This window comes from Micromonospora sp. Utrum1 (genome assembly GCF_057197805.1).
The window spans coordinates 4642550-4659012 of the sequence record NZ_CM170071.1 but is presented as its reverse complement, the minus strand read 5'-3'; the positions used below and the strand labels follow the sequence as shown (position 1 = coordinate 4659012).

Genomic DNA, 16463 nt, shown 5'->3' with positions numbered 1-16463 from the left:
GGCGGCGCTAGGCGCGGCCATCCACGCCGCGGTGGCCGCCGGGGCGTACCCGGACGTGGAGAGCGCGTCGGCGGCCATGGGCGCGCCGCGCCGCGAGACCTGGCACCCGGACCCGGCCGGCGCGGCCGCCTACGACGAGCTGTACGCCGAGTACCGCGCCCTCCGACGCCCCGCGCGGCCGGGGCCGGGCGGGGCGTCGGGAACCGAGTGGGTGGGGTCAGCCGAGGTCGACGGCGGGGTAGAGGGGGAAGCCACTCAGCAGGTCGCTGGCCTGCTTGCTCACCGTCTCGGCCAGGGCCGGGTCGAGGACGTACTTGGCCTTGGACGGGGTGCCGTCCGCGTTCGCGCCCGGGGTGGTCTGGCTGAGCACGGTGTGCATCAGCTCGGCGGTGGTGTCCATCTCGGTGGCGCCCAGGCCGCGGGTGGTCAGCGCCGGGGTGCCGATCCGGATGCCGGAGGTGTACCAGGCGCCGTTCGGGTCCTGCGGGACGGCGTTGCGGTTGGTCACGATGCCGGAGTCGAGCAGCGCCTGCTCGGCCTGCCGGCCGGTGAGGCCGTACCCGGAGACGTCGATGAGCACCAGGTGGTTGTCGGTGCCGCCGGTGACCAGCTTCGCGCCCCGGCGCAGCAGCCCCTCGGCGAGCGCCTGGGCGTTGTCGACGATCCGCTGGGCGTAGTCGGCGAAGTCGGGGCGGCGGGCCTCGGCGAGGGCGACGGCCTTGGCGGCCATCACGTGCGGCAGCGGCCCGCCGAGCACCATCGGGCAGCCCCGGTCGACCTGGTCGGCCAGCTCCGGGCCGCAGAGCACCATGCCGCCGCGCGGGCCGCGCAGCGACTTGTGGGTGGTGGTGGTGACGATGTGCGCGTGCGGCACCGGGTCGAAGTCGCCGGTGAAGACCTTGCCCGCGACCAGGCCGGCGAAGTGCGCCATGTCGACCATGAAGGTGGCGCCGACCGAGTCGGCGATCTCCCGCATGATCCGGAAGTTGACCTTCCGGGGGTACGCCGAGTAGCCGGCGACCAGGATCAGCGGCTTGAACTCGCGGGCCGCCTCGGCGACCTTGTCGTAGTCGACCAGGCCGGTGGCCGGGTCGGTGCCGTAGCTGCGCTGGTCGAACATCTTGCCGGAGATGTTCGGCCGGAAGCCGTGGGTGAGGTGTCCGCCGGCGTCCAGCGACATGCCGAGCATCCGCTGGTTGCCCAGCTCGCGGCGCAGCGCGAACCAGTCCGCCTCGGTGAGGTCGTTGACCTGGCGTACCTGGGCCTTCTTGAGCGCCGGGGACTCGACCCGGTCGGCCAGGATCGCCCAGAAGGCGACCAGGTTGGCGTCGATGCCGGAGTGCGGCTGCACGTACGCGTGGGCGGCGCCGAACAGCTCCTTCGCGTGCTCGGCGGCGAGCGCCTCGACGGTGTCGACGTTCTGGCAGCCGGCGTAGAAGCGGCGGCCGATGGTGCCCTCGGCGTACTTGTCGCTGAACCAGTTGCCCATGGCCAGCAGGGTGGCCGGGGAGGCGTAGTTCTCGCTGGCGATGAGCTTGAGCGACTCGCGCTGGTCGGCCAGTTCGGCCCCGATGGCGTCCGCCACCCGCGGCTCGACGGCGCGGATCACCTCCAGCGCGCTGCGGAAGGCGGTGGATTCGGCGTTCAGCGACATGAGACCTCCTGGTGACGTGCGGAAGGCCCAGGCGCTCGGCATGCGTCCTCGTGACGGGACCGCTCCCCGATGGTTCTTCATCCCCACGCGCCAGTAACGGCCCGCGCCGATCCTACCGGGTGGGCCGCGGGCCGCCGGGGGTGACCGGGCCACCCGGGTGTCGGCCCGGCCCGGAACGCGGGATTAGCCGCCCGTGCGGTGGGCACGTCACCATCGGGGCCGGTCACGGTGCGTGCGGACCGCGCCCGACGACGAGGGGAGTGAGCAGATATGAGCACACCGACCGGCCGTCCGCTCGCCGTGGTGACCGGCGCGTCCAGCGGCATCGGGTACGAGTTGGCCGCCCAGTTCACCGAGCACGGGTACGACGTGGTGGTGGCCGCCGAGGATCCGGCGATCGCGACGGCGGCGCGGAACCTGCGCCGCGACGACGGCCCGGAGGCGTACCCGGTCCGGGTGGACCTCGCCACGCCCGATGGGGTGGAGCAGTTGGCCGCGGCCGTGGCGGAGCTGGGCCGGCCGGTCGACGCGCTGGCGCTCAACGCCGGCCGGGGCGCCGGCGGGGAATTCGTCGGCGGGACGGATCTAGAGGACGAGTTGAACATCGTCGACCTGAACGTGCGCTCGACGGTGCACCTGGCCAAGCGGCTGTTGCCGGGCATGGTCGAGCGGGGCCGGGGGCGGGTGCTGTTCACCTCGTCGATCGCTTCGACGATGCCGGGGGCGTTCCAGGCGGTCTACAACGCCTCGAAGTCGTTCGTGCAGTCGTTCGCCGAGGCGCTGCGCAACGAGCTGAAGGACACCGGGGTCACGGTCACCTCGCTGATGCCCGGCCCGACGGACACGGAGTTCTTCGAGCGGGCCCGCATGGAGGACACCCGGGTCGGCCAGGGGAAGAAGGACGACCCCCGGAAGGTGGCCGAGGACGCCTTCGAGGCCCTGATGAAGGGGGAGCACAAGGTGTCCGCCGGCTCGTTCGTGAACAAGCTCCAGACCGCGGCCGGCAAGATCGTCCCGGACCGGCTGAAGGCGGAGCAGCACCGGAAGATGGCCGAGCCGGGCTCGGGTGGCTGAGCGGCGGAAACGACGGCGGGACCCGGCCTCGGCCGGGTCCCGCCGTCACGTCGCGCCTGGTCAGGCGACGACGGCGTCCAGCGATTTCTTCAGCGCCTTCGGGGCGGTCGGGGTCTTTGGCGCCTTCGGGCGCAGGTTGATCATGCGCTGGCCGATCTCCTGGAGCTGGTTACGGCCGAGCGCCTCGCGGACCTTGGGGAACCACTCCTGCTCCTCCTCCTCGACGTGGTGCAGCACGTTCTCGATCAGCACCGTCGTCTTGGCGTTGTAGCGCTCGTCGTCCGCGTCCATCGTGAACAGCTCGAAGCAGAGCACGTCGGCGACGTGGTGCTCCTCGTACGACTCCAGGATGTCGTCCTCGACGTCGGGCACGAGCTTGCGGACCTCCGGGTACATCACCTCGTTCTCGAGGTAGGTGTGCACCGTCAACGCCTCGAGGATCTGCGTGACGAGCTTCTTCCGTTCCGCCGCTGGGCCCTCCTCGGCGTCCTGGAAGGCCTTGAACAGGCGGCGCATCTCCTTGTGGTCCTCCTTGAGCAGGACGATCGCATCGGTGGACACCGGGGTACCTCCTAGAGTCGGTTGATGACGCCCCCCTACCCCCGTCCCGACCAGGACAAACGAACAGGGCCCGGCGACACGTCGCCGGGCCCTGTTCGTTGGTGCTACCGCTACTTGACCACGTTGTACGCGTCGACCATGCCGGCGCCGTAGAACGAGTTGCGCTCCCCGCCGGAGCACGTGGCGTCGTACGCGTGCGGGCCGTCCGCGTGCAGCGGCGCCGGGTTGTAGACGCCCTCCGGGCAGGACTGCGCGACCGACGTGCGCTCCAGGAACGACGCCAGCTGGCCCGGGGTCATCCCCGGGTGCGCCGACAACGCCAGCGCCGCGACGCCGGTGGCGTGCGGGCCGGACATCGAGGTGCCCTGCTTGTACCCCCACCCGTTGGTGCGGGTGGCGGTGTTGAAGGTGGTCGACAGGATCTGGTCCGTGGTCGTCGGGCTAACGCCCTGGGTACGGAACCGGCTGTCACCACCCGGCGCCGTCACGTCCACCACGCCCAGGCCGTACGAGGAGTAGTAGCTCTTCGCGCCGGTCGGACCGACGGCGGAGACGGTCACCACGCCCGGCGCCTCGGCCGGCAGGTCGAGGCAGGCGTTGGTGAGGTTCTCGCGCACCTCCGGCGTCCCGTTGTTCGGGCTGCCGGTGTCGGTGATCTTGTGCGCGAGGTCGTAGTTGGAGTTGCCCGCGGACGCCACGTTCAGCACGCCCTTGGACTGCGAGTAGCGGAGCGCCCGCTGCACGGCCTGCCACACCGGACGCTGGCGGGCGTCGTTGCGGCAGTTCAGCTCCCACGGGTCGATGAAGTAGCTGTTGTTGGTCAGCTGCATCCCGTGGTCGGCGGCCCACATGAACCCGCAGACCGCGGCCTCCGGGAAGATGTAGCCGTCGTTGTTGACCACCTTGACCGCGGCGACCTTGACGCCCGGCGCGATGCCGGTCACGCCGACGCCGTTGACGGCGGCGGCGATGGTGCCGGCCACGTGGGTGCCGTGGTCGCTGGTGGTCGGGTTCCACGCCGCCTCGGTGGTGTCGGTGACACCGCCGATGCAGGACGTGCTCTTGTCCTTGGCGATCTGGGTCGCCAGGTCCGGGTGGGTGCTGGAGATGCCGCTGTCCAGCACGCCGACGACGACGTTCGGGCTGCCGTTGTTGACCGCGTGGGCCTGCGGCACGTGGATCATGTTCATGTCCCACTGCTGCCCGTACAGCGGCTCCTTGGTCGGGTCGCCGGTGGCGTTGGCGACGTCGGCCGCGGAGACCTCCACGGTCTCGCCCTCGTCGAGGGCGGTGCCCAGGCCGGCGGTGGACGCGACCGACTCGACGCCCGCCCCCGCCACCTGGGTGGCGAAGTCCGGGTTGGTCGAGCGGACGACGAGCACGCCGATCTGGTCGTAGGTGGCCACGACGGTGCCCTTGGCGGCCGCCACGCGGGCGGCGGCCTTGCTGGTGTTGGCGCCCTGCGGGGCGAGGACCAGATACGAGGTGTCTGGTCCGGCGGCCGCCGCCGGTGCCAGCCCGCCGGTGAGGGCGAGGCCGACGCCGAGCGTCGCGGCGGACGCGGCGGCCAGTGTCTTGCGACGGAGGTTCTTCACACAGACTCCCAGGGGGCCGATCCGGCCGACCCCACTCCCTGGTGGGAAGCGGGCCGGCGGAAGACGAGCAGGTTGCTTGCCTTCGGTCAACCAGCGTAGGGAGCCAGTGTGTTGTTACACACATCCGAACGGACGAACAACAACCGTCAGACGGTGGCCAACGTGTAGGGGATCTCGTCCAGCAGTTCGCGGGCCAGGAAGCCGATCCGGCCGTACCGGGGGACCAGGCGCTGCCCGCTGACCGCGTGGGCGAACGCGGCCCAGCAGGCGGCCTGCGCGGGCTCGACGCCCCGGGAGAGCAGCCCGGCGAGCAGCCCGGCCCGGACGTCCCCGCTGCCGGAGGTGCCCAGGCCGGCGTCGCCGCTCTCCTCACGCCAGGCCCGCCCGTCGGGGGTGGCGATGTGGCCGTAGAGGGAGACCACGGCGTCGTACCGGCGGGCCAGCTCGACCGCCTCGGCGTCCAGGTCGTCGCCGGGCTTCCGGCCGAGCAGGTGCCGGGCCTCGGTGAGGTTGGGGGTGAGCACCACCTTGCGGCCCGAGCCGACCAGCAGGTCCGGCTCGTGGCTGAGCGCGCCGAGGGCGTACGCGTCGAGCACCAGTGAGGTCTCCGGGCGGGCCGCGTCGAGGACCAGGTGCAGCAGCGCCCGGGTGGCGTCGATGTCCTTCAGGCCGGGGCCGACCGCCACCACGTCCGCCTCGGCGACCAGGCCGTCGAGGAGGTCGCCCGGGTCGCCGTGGACCGCGCCCTCGCCGGTCTCCGGCAGGCCGACCACCAGCGCCTCGGGCACCTGGATGCTGAGCGCGGTGGCGGTGGACTCGGCGGCGGCCAGTTGCAGCACCCCGGCGCCGGCGCGCAGGGCGGCCACCCCGGCGAGCAGCACCGCGCCGGGGGTGAACCGGGACCCGCCGACCACCAGCACGGTGCCCCGGGCCTCCTTACCGCCGGTCGGCACGGGCAGTTCCCAGTCCCGCAGCAGCGCGGGGGTGATGACCTCAGACCGGCTCGGCATGGACCTCGTCCTCCCTGGTCGGCCGCGCTCCCTGCCGGTGCAGGTGGGCGACGTCGTTGAACACGTCCAGGGTCAGCCGGCCGGCGGCGTCGGCCGACCAGCCGGTGACCGAGCAGTTGGCGATGACCTGCTTGCGGGTGAGCGCCATCAGCTCCGCCTCGGTGAGCCCCTCCACCAGGTAGCGCAGCAAGAACACCAGCGCGTCGTGGCCGAACAGCAGCACCCGGCCGCCGGCGTGGTCCCGGCGCAGGTCGCCGAGGAGGGCGCGCAGCCGCAGCGCCACGTCGGTCCAGGACTCGCCGCCGGGCGGGCGGTAGTAGAACTTGCCGAGCCGGTCGCGGCGCGCCGCCTCGTCCGGATACCGCCGCCGGACGCCGTGGCCGGTCAGCCCGTCGAGGATGCCCAGCTCCCGGTCCCGCAGCCGCTCGTCCCGGCTCATCGGCACCCCGGTGCCGGCGAGGGCCAGCTCGGCGGTGGACACCGCCCGCAGGTACGGCGACACCACCGCCACGTCGGGGCGGCGCGCCTCGGGCAGCCCGGCCAGCCACCGGCCGGTCGCCCGGGCCTGCTCCTCGCCGGTGGGCGACAGCGGCACGTCGGCGTCCCGGTGGGTGAGGTCGATCAGCTCGGCGCCGGCCGCCTCGGCCGCCGTGGCGGCGACGTTCGCCGTGCTCTCGCCGTGCCGGACGATCCAGAGAGCTGCCAGTTCCGCCATGCGGCCTCCGGTACCCCGGCCCTGAGCCCGGTAACCGTCGGCCCCGGCGGGTGGCCGGGCGTGAACGGGCCCGCGGCGGGTAAGCGCTGGCTCCACCAACACGGACTGGGGAGGTAACGCCGTGGCGACCATGACCGAGCAGAAGAGCCCCGTGCGGGACAAGAACTACGACTTGATCCGCACGCTGCAGCTGTCCCTGCACAACGTCTACCGGATGGAGACGTACATCGCCGACGCGGATCAGCGCGGCGACACGGAACTCGCCAACTGGTTCCGCAAGATCCAGGAGAACAACCGCAAGGCCGGTGACCAGGGCAAGCAGATGCTGATGACGCGTATGCAGCAGGAAGGGCGCTGAGCGCCGGCGCCACCGGGACCGGGTCGGCGACCGCGCCGCGCCCGGTCCCGCCGGCCGCCGTCGCGGGAAACCCGGAACGTCACCGATCCGACCCGCCGCCAGCCCGCCGCGGGGCAGCGGCCGGACCGGTCGATGGAACAGAATGTCCTGTCGGAGACGACGGGATGGAGCCATCGATGACTGTCCTCAGGGGTCTGCGCGAGGCGCTGGTCCTCTTCCTGGTCGCCGCGGTGGTGATCGGGATCACGGTGGGCATCTGGGTCGGGGTCAGCGGCGGCGACTTCGTCCACCGCCTGGGCGTGGCGTTCATGCTGGTCGGCGCGGTGCTCGGGATGACTGGCGACCTGACCCTGAGCCGGATCGGCATGCTGCCCGCCCGGTCCACCTTCGGCCTGGCACCGGAGCGGGGGGACGGCGGCGGGGGGCGCGTGCTCACCGGCGTCGGCATCTTCCTCTTCGTCTCGGTGCCGCTGATCATCGTCGGGGCCCTGCTCATCACGTGACGAGATCCCCGCGTGGCGACCGTCCGCGTCGTACGGTGTGAGGCGTGGCGACCACGGCGGCCGAGGAGATCCGGGTGGGGGAGCGGCTGGTCCGCGTCTCCAGCCCCGACAAGCCCTACTTCCCGGAGCGCGGCCTGACCAAGCTGGACGTGGTCCGCTACTTCCTCGCCGTCGGCGACGGCATCCTGCGCGCGCTGCGCGACCGACCGACCATGCTGGAGCGCTGGCCGCGTGGTGTGTTCGAGGGCGCGAAGATCGCCACCCGGCAGACCAACAAGGGTGACGCGTTCTACCAGAAGCGCCTGCCGGCGGGCGCGCCCGACTGGGTGCGCACCGCGCACATCACCTTTCCCAGCGGCCGGACCGCCGACGAGGTTGCCCCGAGCGAGCTGGCCGTGGTGATCTGGGCGGCCAACCTGGGCACCCTGCGCTTCCACCCCTGGCCGGTCTCGGCGGGCGACGTCGAGCGCCCCGACCAGCTCCGCATCGACCTGGACCCGATGCCCGGGGTGGACTACGCCCAAGTGGTGCCGGTCGCCCACGAGGTGCGCGCGTTCCTCGACGAGCTGGGCCTGGTGGGCTACCCGAAGACCACCGGCGGCCGGGGCATCCACGTCTACCTGTCGATCGAGCCGCGGTGGAGCTTCGGCGACTGCCGGCGCGCGGTGCTGGCCCTGGGCCGCGAGATGGAGCGCCGGCTGCCCGACCTGGTCACCACCACGTGGTGGCGGGAGCAGCGGGACCGGCCGGTCTTCGTCGACTACAACCAGATGGCCCGGGACCACACCGTCACCTCGGCGTACTCGATCCGGCCCACCCCGCGGGCGCTGGTCTCGGCACCACTGGACTGGGCCGAGCTGGACGACGCGCGGCCGGAGGACTTCGACGTGCTCAGCCTGCCGGCCCGGTTCGCCGAGCGGGGCGACCCGCACGCCGGCCTCGACGAGCGCCGGTTCTCCCTGGAACCGCTGCTGGAGCTGGCCGACCGGGAGGGCCTGGAGGCGCCACCCGAGCGTTGAAGCGCGCGTTGACCACCGACCGCCCGTCGGTCACGCTGCCGCGTATGCCCAACCAGCCAGCTGAGCCACGCACCTGTCCGGTCCGGATGCCTGCACGGCAATGGCGGACGGTCAATCGCGTTCTCGACAACGTGGTCAACGTCGAGGCCGAGAACGGTGACCCGCACGGTCTCGTAGCGACCGGAATCCAGATTCTTCAAGAGGGTTGGCGCCAGACCTCTGGTTGGACGCCGGAAACAGGTCCCACCGACTGGCCTCACGACGATCACGAGGTGACGGTGTCGCTGACCGGCGCGCAGTGGAGGTACGTGATTCGCTGCCTCGACCGGTGGCACGATGTTCAACGCCTCGGAGGCACGAGCACGGCGGCAGAACTGCTCCTGATCCGCGAACTCGTGGTCAATCAGGCGGAAGGTTGTCTGCCAGGACAGCTCTGACCCCGGCGCGTGCTCTGCGGATCGTCCCGCCGGGACCGGGAGGCGAATTGGCTTGCGTGGTGATCGTCCACGGCCTGTATCACGATCCTCGTCACTTCGATCTCGTTGCCGAGGGCTTGCGGACCGCGGGCATTGAGGTCGTTGTTCCAGCCCTGCACCGAGGCTCGTTGTCGGCGGACACGGCGGCTGTCCAAGCTGCTGTCGATGCGATGAGAGAGCGGCCACTCGTGCTCGGCCACTCCTACGGCGGGTCGGTGATCACGGGACTTACCGGGGCGCGGCACCTCGTGTACCTGGCGGCCTTCGTGCCCGACAAGAACGAGAGCGCCGCCAGCCTCGGCGGGTCGTCGGATCTACTTCGGGCGGCCATCGTGCCCGAAGCCGGCGGATCGACGCACCTCGACCCGGACCGCGCCGTCGATGCCCTATACGCCGACTGCCCCGAACACCTCGCCGCGTGGGCGGTCGAGCTTCTGCGCCCCCAGCGAGCTGGCTGCGGCAGGGGAATCCCAGAGCGTCAGAGCTGGCAGGACACCTTATCCACCTACGTCACCTGTGCCGCTGACCGGGCCATTGACCCTGCACTTCAGAGAAAGATGGCAACACGCTGCGGGACGTCCCGGGAATGGACGACGGGGCACTCGCCGTTCGTCGGACGCCCCGATCTGGTGATCGGCCTGCTGGACGAGCTCATGCACATGTGAGCGCGGCCGCGGCTGCTGCATGTTCGGCAACTCACTTCCACGGGCTCAGCGTCCCGTCGAACTCCTCGAAGACCAGCCAGGTCCGGGTCGACAGCACACCGGCGATGCTCTGCACCCGGTCCAGCACCACGTCCCGCAGGGTGGCGTTGTCCGGCGCGCGGACCAGGGCCAGCACGTCGTGCTCGCCGCTGAGCAGCGCCGCGTGCTCGATGTAGCGCACCCGGGCCAGCTCGGCCGAGACCTCGCGCCAGGTGTTCTGCTCGATGGTCAGCGCGATGTACGCCGACGTGCCCAGCCCGGCCGGCTCGGGCGCCACCTGGGCCCGGAATCCGGTGATCACGCCGTCGCGCAGCAGCCGCTCAACCCGGGCGTACGCGTTGGTGCGCGAGACGTGCACCCGATCGGCCAGCGTACGGATGGAGAGTCGGGCGTCCCCGGTCAGTTCGCGCAGGATCCGCCGGTCGACCTCGTCGAGCGGCCCGGCCGAACGTCCCGTTCCGCCCGCCGTGCCCGGTGCCGTTCCGGTCTCCTGGCTCATGAAGCCCGCCTTCCCGTGCCATTCGTCCCGCGTTCACGGCGAATGTTGAGTCAATCATCCGACGGCAGGAGCATAGGGCCACCACACGTCCAGGAGGTCCTCGCCGTGACGACCACACCCCAGGCGGTCCGCAGGGCATCCCCGCGCACCCGCCGGCCGGCCACCCCGGCCGTTCCCGACCCCTCCGAGGGGCTGCTGCCGAAGAGCGAGCCGGTCCGACTGCTGAACCCGGACGGCACCCCGCTGCCGGCCCGGGACGACTACCCGGAGCCGCCGGTCGAGGCGCTGCGCGAGATGTACCGCCGGATGGTCGTCGGTCGTCGCTTCGACGTCCAGGCCACCGCGCTGACGAAGCAGGGGCGGCTCGCCGTCTACCCGTCCTCGCGCGGCCAGGAGGCCTGCCAGGTCGGCGGCGTGCTGGCGCTGCGCGACACCGACTGGGTGTTCCCCACCTACCGCGAGTCGATGGCGCTGACCGCGCGCGGCATCGACCCCGTCGAGGTGCTCACCCTGCTCCGCGGGGACTGGCACTGCGGGTACGACCCGACGGCTGTGCACACGGCGCCGCAGTGCACCCCGCTCGCCACCCAGTGCGTGCACGCCGCCGGACTGGCCTACGGCGAGTCGTACCAGGGGCGGGACACCGTGGCGCTGGCCTTCATCGGTGACGGCGCCACCAGCGAGGGCGACTTCCACGAGGGCGTCAACTTCGCCGCCGTGTTCAAGGCCCCGGTCGTCTACTTCGTGCAGAACAACAAGTACGCGATCAGCGTGCCGCTCTCCCGGCAGACCGCCGCGCCGAGCCTCGCCTACAAGGGCGTCGGCTACGGCGTGCCCAGCGAGCAGGTCGACGGCAACGACCCAGTGGCCGTGCTCGCCGTGCTCACCCGGGCCGTCGAGCACGCCCGCGCCGGCAAGGGCCCGTACCTGGTCGAGGCCCACACCTACCGGATGGAGCCGCACACCAACGCCGACGACCAGACCCGATACCGGGACGCCGAGGAGGTCGAGGCGTGGCGTGACCGCGACCCGATCGCCCGGCTGGAGGCGTACCTGCGGAACCGGGGCGTGCTGGACGACGCCGCGGTCGCGGCCATCGCCGAGGAGGCCGAGGCGTACGCCGCCGCGCTGCGCGACCGGATGAACGCCCAGCCCGAGGTCGACCCGCTCAGCCTCTTCGACCACGTCTACGCGGAGCCGACCCCGCAACTGGTCGAGCAGCGCGAACAGGTCCGGGCCGAGCTGGCCGCGGTCCGCGCCGAGGAGGGGGACGCCTGATGGCCACCATGACCATGGCGAAGGCGCTCAACGCCGCGCTCGCCGACGCGATGCTGGACGACGAGCGGGTGGTCGTCTTCGGCGAGGACGTCGGCCAGCTCGGCGGCGTCTTCCGGATCACCGACGGGCTCCAGGCCCGGTTCGGCGACAAGCGCTGCTTCGACACCCCGCTCGCGGAGGCCGGCATCGTCGGCTTCGCCGTCGGCCTGGCCATGTCCGGGCTGCGCCCGGTGGTCGAGATGCAGTTCGACGCGTTCGCGTACCCGGCGTTCGAGCAGATCGCCTCGCACGTGGCGAAGCTGCGCAACCGGACCCGGGGCGCGCTCAGCGTGCCGATCGTCATCCGCGTCCCGTACGCCGGCGGCATCGGCGGCGTGGAGCACCACTGCGACTCCTCCGAGGCGTACTACGCGCACACCCCGGGCCTGAAGGTGGTCACTCCGGCCACCGTCGAGGACGCGTACTCGCTGCTGCGCGAGGCGATCGACGACCCGGACCCGGTCGTGTTCATGGAGCCGAAGAAGCTCTACTTCTCCAGCGCCGAGGCGGAACTGCCGGCCCGGACCGCGCCGTTCGGGAAGGCGGTCGTGCGCCGCCCCGGCACCGACGCCACCCTGGTCGCGTACGGGCCGGCGGTGCCGGTCGCGCTCGAGGCCGCCGAGGCCGCGCGCGAGGAGGGCTGGGACCTGGAGGTGGTCGACGTGCGCACCATCGTGCCGTTCGACGACGCTACCGTGACCGCCTCTGTGCGGAAGACCGGCCGCTGCGTGGTGATCCAGGAGGCGCAGGGCTTCGCCGGGGTCGGCGCGGAGATCGCCGCCCGGGTGCAGGAGCGCTGCTTCCACGCCCTGCACGCGCCCGTGCTGCGGGTCTCCGGCCTGGACATCCCGTACCCGGCGCCGATGCTGGAGCACACCCACCTGCCCTCGGTGGACCGGGTGCTGGACGCGGTGGCCCGGCTCCAGTGGGACGACCAGCCGGACGAGCGGTGGGTGGCGGCATGACCACCACGACCGGGACGCGCGACTTCCTCCTGCCGGACCTGGGCGAGGGGCTGAGCGAGGCGGAGATCGTCGAGTGGCGGGTCGCCGTCGGCGACGTGGTCACCGTGGACCAGACGGTGGTGGAGGTGGAGACCGCCAAGGCCGTGGTCGACGTCCCCTGCCCGTACGCCGGCCGGGTCGTGGCCCTGCACGGCGCGGCGGGTGAGGTCCGCCCGGTGGGCCAGCCGCTGATCACGATCGCCCCGCTCGACGGCGACGGCGACCCGCACGCCACCTACCGCGAGGAGGAGCGGGCCGGCTCCGGCAACGTCCTGATCGGGTACGGCACCGGCCACGGCGGCTCGGGCCGGCGGCGGCGCCGCCCCCGACTGGCCGTGGCCCCCGAGCCGAGCGCCCCGGCGGCCGCCGACACCCCCGCCCCGACGGCGGGCCCAGACCCGGCGCCTCGAACCGCACCGCTGGTCATCTCGCCGATCGTCCGGCGGCTGGCCCGGGAGCGCGGCCTCGACCTGGCGGCCCTGCACGGCACCGGACCGGGCGGGGTGATCCGCCGCGCCGACGTGGAGGCGGCGTCGGCCGCCCCGGCCGCGAAGCTCGCCGCGGTGCCGGACAGCCCGGCCGCGCACGTCGGGCTCGCCCCGGCCGGCGACGGTGACCTGGTCATCCCGTTGACTGGCATCCGCAAGGCCATCGCCGACAAGCTCTCCCGCAGCCGGCGGGAGATTCCCGAGGTGACCATCTGGGTGGACGTGGACGCCACCGGGCTGCTGGCGACCCGGGCCGCGATCAACGCGGCCAGCCCGGACGCGCCGGTCAGCATCCTGGCCCTGCTGGCCCGGATCTGCCTCAGCGGGCTGCGGAAGTACCCGCAGCTCAACGCCCACGTGGATACCGAGGGGCAGCGGATCGTCCAGTCGGCCGGGGTGCACCTGGGCATCGCGGCGCAGACCGACCGGGGCCTGGTCGTCCCGGTGCTGCGCGACGCCCAGCGGCTCACCACCCGGGAGCTGGCCGCCGCGCTCGCCGAGACCACGGCGGCTGCCCGGGCCGGCATCCTGCCCCCGGCGCGGCTGACCGGCGGCACCTTCACCTTGAACAACTACGGGGTGTTCGGGGTCGACGGGTCCACCCCGATCATCAACCACCCGGAGGCGGCGTTGCTCGGCGTCGGCCGGATCGTGGACAAGCCGTGGGTGGTCGACGGGCAGCTCGCCGTGCGCAAGGTGACCCAGCTCAGCCTCACCTTCGACCACCGGGTCTGCGACGGCGGGGTGGCCGGCGGCTTCCTGCGGCACGTGGCGGACTGCGTCGAGCAGCCCGCCCTGCTGGTGGCGAACGTCTGAGCCCCGGCCCCGGCCCCGACCACCCCCGGGGCCGGGGCCGCGCCCCGGTGGGAGTGAACCGGTCGTCCGGCCTCGTCCGGGGCAATCGTTCGCGTCCGTGACGAGCGACCCGTCGAGGTCGCTGATTCCCATTTCCGTACGGCCACGTCGAAATCGCTGGCAGTCGCCGCAGGCAATTCCGCCGAATATGCCACGGCGTCATGGCGGCGATACAGAATGTGAGCCAAGGGGGAGTGGAAATGGGGTGCGGAATATGGACGTAAGGCGGCGATTGAGGCTATTGGCGGTAACCATCGCAGCCACACCGTTGGTGGTCGGCGGGTGCACCGCCGGCCAGCGGGAGGCCGTCAAGCACGGTCACGGCACGGCGGCCGCGCCGTCGGTGACCGTCACCCCGGCGGCGGGCACGAAGGGCGTGCCGGTCAGCGCCGAGGTGGGAACCGCGGTCAGCGGCGGGAAGGTCACCGCCGTGAAGCTCACCGATGACAAGGGCCAACCGGTACCGGCGCAGCCGCGCGAGGACGGGTCGGGCTGGGTGCCGGACCGGCCGTTGGAGAATTCGCGGACGTACACCGCGGAGGTGACCGCGACCGGCGATTCCGGGCGGACCACCACGCAGAAGACGACGTTCACGACGATGGCGAAATCCACCAAGCCGACCGTCACCAGTGAACTCTATTTCACCGGGAATCAGACGTACGGGACGGCGATGCCGGTGGTCGTCGCATTCGATCCGCCAATTCCGAAAGAGGCCAGAGCGGACGTACAGCGCCGGTTGTTCGTGAAGACCGACCCGCCGCAGCCGGGCGCCTGGTCCTGGGAGTCCGACGGCAAGCAGGTCGAGTACCGGGCGCCCGACCACTGGAAGTCCGGCACGAAGATCAGCGTACGGAGCGCGCTGCAGGGGCTGCCGATCGGCAAGGACGCCATCGGCGACGCCGACCACAGCGCGACCTCCAAGATCGGCCGGCAGGTCTCGCTCGACATCGACAACGCCACCAAGCAGATGTCCGTCTACCAGGACGGCAAGCTGCTCCGCAAGGTCCCGGTGAGCATGGGCAAGTCGAGCACGCCCACCTCCAGCGGCAAGATGGTGATCATGGAGAAGTTCGACCGGACCACCTTCGACACCCGGGGTTCGGCCGATCCTTACGTGGTCGACGTCGATGACGCCCAGCGGCTCACCTGGGGTGGCGAGTTCATCCACTCCGCCCCGTGGTCGGAGGGGGAGCAGGGCTCCACCAACACCTCACACGGCTGCACCAACGTCTCCGCGGCGGCTGCGGACTGGCTGATGGGCGTCACCCACGTCGGCGACCTGGTGACCATCAAGGGCACCGAGGTGAAGCTGGACCAGGGCAACGGGTTCACGGCCTGGAACGTCAGCTGGGACGAGTTCATCAAGGGCAGCGCGCTGCCCGTACCGGCCGGGCTGAAGCCCACCCACGTCGCCACGCCGCACCCGGGCGCGGTGGCCGGCGGATCGGCGCCCGCCCCGGCCCCGTCCAAGAGCAACACCGGCGGCTGACCCACGGGGAGGAACGGCCGGGGCCGACCCGCGAATGGCGGGCCGGCCCCCGGCCGGTTCAGTCCAGGTCGACCCGGGCCACGCCCGTCGCGGTCAGGCTGCCCAGCCAGAGGCGCCGCCCGTGCTGCCGCACGCCGGTGACCATCGGGTACGCCCCGCTCGGGCCGTGCAGCGTGTGCAGTACCCGCCCGGTCCCGTCCACCAGCGCGACCAGCCCGTAGCGGCGAGGCTGCGGCTGCACCGCCCCGGGCAGGAGGGCGACGAGTTGGCGCACCCGGGGATGCGGCAGCAGCTTCTCCATGATCGGCAGCCGGGGACTGGGCAGCGCGATCCAGTACGTCCCGTCGCCCACCGCCGAGACGTTGTCCGGGTAGGCCGGCAGGTCAGCCAGCACGGTGGCCCGCCCGTCGGGCAGGTCCACCCGGAGCAGCCGGTGGGTGGCCGTCTCGACCAGCATCAGCGCGGACTCGTCCGGGGTGAGCGCCACCCCGTTGGGGAAGTAGAGCCCGCTCGCCACCACCTCGGTGCGCCCGGTCCGCCGGTCGTACGCCAGCACCCGGCCGTTGGGCCGGTGCTCCAGCAGATCCCGCTTCCAGTGCGAGAGCGGGAACCGGTCCGACGAGTCGGTGAAGTAGATCGTGCCGTCCCGGGCCACCGCGGCGTTGTCGGCCAGGTGCACCGGCGGCCCCGTCCCGGTCAGCTCGTGCACCGCCCCGTCCGGCGTGACCCGCAACAGCCCTCGGTAGGCGTCGCAGACCACCAGCCCGCCGTCGACCGGGTCCAGCTCGATGCCGAGCGGCCGGCCGCCGGTCTCGGCCAGCAGGGTGGGGCGGGTGCCGGCCGGAGCGTCCGCCGACCACCACCAGAGCCGGCCGTCCTCGTCGCCGCTGACCACCCGGCCGTCCGGGTCGATCAGCACGTCCTCCGGGCCGTGCGCGCCGTCGGGCAGCGGCAGCAGGTCGGCCCGGTCCAGCCGGGCGTCGGTGGGGGCCCACGGCCCGTCCAGCGGCGGTGGCACGGTGGCCGGCTCACGGACCGGCCGGATCAGCAGGGGCGCTCGCGGGCGGGGGACGACCATCCGGCCATTCTTCCCCGCCGATGCCCCCGGACGGGAGTCCCCGGCGGCGTGTTCCGCCGCGGAC

Annotated in this window: 17 protein-coding genes and 1 riboswitch; of the genes, 10 read left to right on the top strand and 7 right to left on the bottom strand. The window is 72.4% G+C overall.

Features of this window, described 5'->3' with window-relative positions:
* Positions 1-217: 217 nt before the first annotated feature.
* Positions 218-1654 (bottom strand): glycine hydroxymethyltransferase, encoded by a 1437-nt coding sequence (locus AC0OLQ_RS21890; RefSeq protein ID WP_484527786.1) that lies wholly within the window; start codon positions 1652-1654, stop codon positions 218-220.
* A gap of 18 nt (positions 1655-1672) precedes the next feature.
* Positions 1673-1762: riboswitch (ZMP/ZTP riboswitch) on the bottom strand.
* A gap of 162 nt (positions 1763-1924) precedes the next feature.
* Between AC0OLQ_RS21890 and AC0OLQ_RS21885 the strand changes: the two genes are divergently transcribed.
* Positions 1925-2728, top strand: coding sequence for an SDR family NAD(P)-dependent oxidoreductase (locus tag AC0OLQ_RS21885; RefSeq protein WP_484527785.1), 804 nt, complete (start codon positions 1925-1927; stop codon positions 2726-2728).
* Positions 2729-2788: 60 nt separating this feature from the next.
* Here AC0OLQ_RS21885 and AC0OLQ_RS21880 read toward each other — a convergent pair whose 3' ends face one another.
* The 4 genes from AC0OLQ_RS21880 to AC0OLQ_RS21865 form a co-directional block, all read right to left on the bottom strand.
* Positions 2789-3289, bottom strand: coding sequence for a hemerythrin domain-containing protein (locus AC0OLQ_RS21880; protein WP_357340589.1), 501 nt, complete (start codon positions 3287-3289; stop codon positions 2789-2791).
* A 110-nt stretch (positions 3290-3399) separates the two neighbouring features.
* The gene (locus AC0OLQ_RS21875) at positions 3400-4884 is read right to left on the bottom strand and encodes a S8 family peptidase (protein WP_484527784.1); all 1485 of its coding nucleotides are present in this window, start codon (positions 4882-4884) and stop codon (positions 3400-3402) included.
* Positions 4885-5030: 146 nt separating this feature from the next.
* Complete coding sequence (locus tag AC0OLQ_RS21870) at positions 5031-5894, bottom strand: NAD(P)H-hydrate dehydratase (RefSeq protein ID WP_484527783.1); 864 nt, start codon at positions 5892-5894, stop codon at positions 5031-5033.
* On the bottom strand, positions 5878-6609 hold the full coding sequence (locus AC0OLQ_RS21865) for a histidine phosphatase family protein (RefSeq protein ID WP_484527782.1): 732 nt from the start codon (positions 6607-6609) through the stop codon (positions 5878-5880). Before AC0OLQ_RS21865 ends, AC0OLQ_RS21870 begins: the two co-directional genes overlap by 17 nt.
* 130 nt (positions 6610-6739) lie before the next feature.
* Between AC0OLQ_RS21865 and AC0OLQ_RS21860 the strand changes: the two genes are divergently transcribed.
* From AC0OLQ_RS21860 to AC0OLQ_RS21840, 5 genes are all read left to right on the top strand, one after another.
* A complete protein-coding gene (locus tag AC0OLQ_RS21860; RefSeq protein WP_357340719.1) occupies positions 6740-6967 on the top strand; it encodes a hypothetical protein in 228 nt (75 codons plus the stop codon).
* Positions 6968-7143: 176 nt separating this feature from the next.
* Positions 7144-7470 carry a hypothetical protein gene (locus AC0OLQ_RS21855; protein ID WP_484527781.1) on the top strand — a complete coding sequence of 109 codons (327 nt, stop codon included), beginning with the start codon at positions 7144-7146 and terminating at the stop codon, positions 7468-7470.
* Positions 7471-7514: 44 nt separating this feature from the next.
* A complete protein-coding gene (locus tag AC0OLQ_RS21850; protein ID WP_357340577.1) occupies positions 7515-8489 on the top strand; it encodes a DNA polymerase domain-containing protein in 975 nt (324 codons plus the stop codon).
* Between the two features lie 8 nt (positions 8490-8497).
* Positions 8498-8926, top strand: a complete 429-nt coding sequence (locus AC0OLQ_RS21845) for a hypothetical protein (protein ID WP_484527780.1) — start codon at positions 8498-8500, stop codon at positions 8924-8926.
* Positions 8927-8982: 56 nt separating this feature from the next.
* The gene (locus AC0OLQ_RS21840) at positions 8983-9630 is read left to right on the top strand and encodes an alpha/beta hydrolase (RefSeq protein ID WP_484527779.1); all 648 of its coding nucleotides are present in this window, start codon (positions 8983-8985) and stop codon (positions 9628-9630) included.
* Between the two features lie 31 nt (positions 9631-9661).
* Here AC0OLQ_RS21840 and AC0OLQ_RS21835 read toward each other — a convergent pair whose 3' ends face one another.
* Complete coding sequence (locus AC0OLQ_RS21835) at positions 9662-10168, bottom strand: Lrp/AsnC family transcriptional regulator (protein ID WP_484527778.1); 507 nt, start codon at positions 10166-10168, stop codon at positions 9662-9664.
* A gap of 72 nt (positions 10169-10240) precedes the next feature.
* Between AC0OLQ_RS21835 and pdhA the strand changes: the two genes are divergently transcribed.
* The 4 genes from pdhA (at position 10241) to AC0OLQ_RS21815 (ending at position 15321) form a co-directional block, all read left to right on the top strand.
* Positions 10241-11446: a pyruvate dehydrogenase (acetyl-transferring) E1 component subunit alpha gene (gene pdhA / locus AC0OLQ_RS21830; RefSeq protein ID WP_484532399.1), complete on the top strand. Its 1206-nt coding sequence runs from the start codon at positions 10241-10243 to the stop codon at positions 11444-11446.
* Positions 11446-12450: an alpha-ketoacid dehydrogenase subunit beta gene (locus tag AC0OLQ_RS21825; protein ID WP_484527777.1), complete on the top strand. Its 1005-nt coding sequence runs from the start codon at positions 11446-11448 to the stop codon at positions 12448-12450. The genes pdhA and AC0OLQ_RS21825 overlap by 1 nt, the downstream gene beginning before the upstream one ends.
* A complete protein-coding gene (locus AC0OLQ_RS21820; protein ID WP_484527776.1) occupies positions 12447-13793 on the top strand; it encodes a dihydrolipoamide acetyltransferase family protein in 1347 nt (448 codons plus the stop codon). The genes AC0OLQ_RS21825 and AC0OLQ_RS21820 overlap by 4 nt, the downstream gene beginning before the upstream one ends.
* A 253-nt stretch (positions 13794-14046) precedes the next feature.
* Positions 14047-15321 (top strand): L,D-transpeptidase, encoded by a 1275-nt coding sequence (locus AC0OLQ_RS21815; RefSeq protein ID WP_484527775.1) that lies wholly within the window; start codon positions 14047-14049, stop codon positions 15319-15321.
* Between the two features lie 58 nt (positions 15322-15379).
* Here the strand turns inward: AC0OLQ_RS21815 and AC0OLQ_RS21810 are convergent, their stop codons facing one another.
* Positions 15380-16399 (bottom strand): SMP-30/gluconolactonase/LRE family protein, encoded by a 1020-nt coding sequence (locus AC0OLQ_RS21810; protein ID WP_484527774.1) that lies wholly within the window; start codon positions 16397-16399, stop codon positions 15380-15382.
* Between the last annotated feature and the right edge of the window lie 64 nt (positions 16400-16463).

Bases quoted from the DNA above. Each gene is read 5' to 3' on its own strand.
- AC0OLQ_RS21810 (WP_484527774.1), bottom strand. From the start codon at position 16,399: ATGGTCGTCCCCCGCCCGCGAGCGCCCCTGCTGATCCGGCCGGTCCGT.
- AC0OLQ_RS21860 (WP_357340719.1), top strand. From the start codon at position 6,740: ATGACCGAGCAGAAGAGCCCCGTGCGGGACAAGAACTACGACTTGATC.
- AC0OLQ_RS21890 (WP_484527786.1), bottom strand. From the start codon at position 1,654: ATGTCGCTGAACGCCGAATCCACCGCCTTCCGCAGCGCGCTGGAGGTG.
- AC0OLQ_RS21815 (WP_484527775.1), top strand. From the start codon at position 14,047: ATGGACGTAAGGCGGCGATTGAGGCTATTGGCGGTAACCATCGCAGCC.
- AC0OLQ_RS21865 (WP_484527782.1), bottom strand. From the start codon at position 6,609: ATGGCGGAACTGGCAGCTCTCTGGATCGTCCGGCACGGCGAGAGCACG.
- AC0OLQ_RS21820 (WP_484527776.1), top strand. From the start codon at position 12,447: ATGACCACCACGACCGGGACGCGCGACTTCCTCCTGCCGGACCTGGGC.
- AC0OLQ_RS21825 (WP_484527777.1), top strand. From the start codon at position 11,446: ATGGCCACCATGACCATGGCGAAGGCGCTCAACGCCGCGCTCGCCGAC.
- AC0OLQ_RS21835 (WP_484527778.1), bottom strand. From the start codon at position 10,168: ATGAGCCAGGAGACCGGAACGGCACCGGGCACGGCGGGCGGAACGGGA.
- AC0OLQ_RS21855 (WP_484527781.1), top strand. From the start codon at position 7,144: ATGACTGTCCTCAGGGGTCTGCGCGAGGCGCTGGTCCTCTTCCTGGTC.
- AC0OLQ_RS21885 (WP_484527785.1), top strand. From the start codon at position 1,925: ATGAGCACACCGACCGGCCGTCCGCTCGCCGTGGTGACCGGCGCGTCC.
- AC0OLQ_RS21870 (WP_484527783.1), bottom strand. From the start codon at position 5,894: ATGCCGAGCCGGTCTGAGGTCATCACCCCCGCGCTGCTGCGGGACTGG.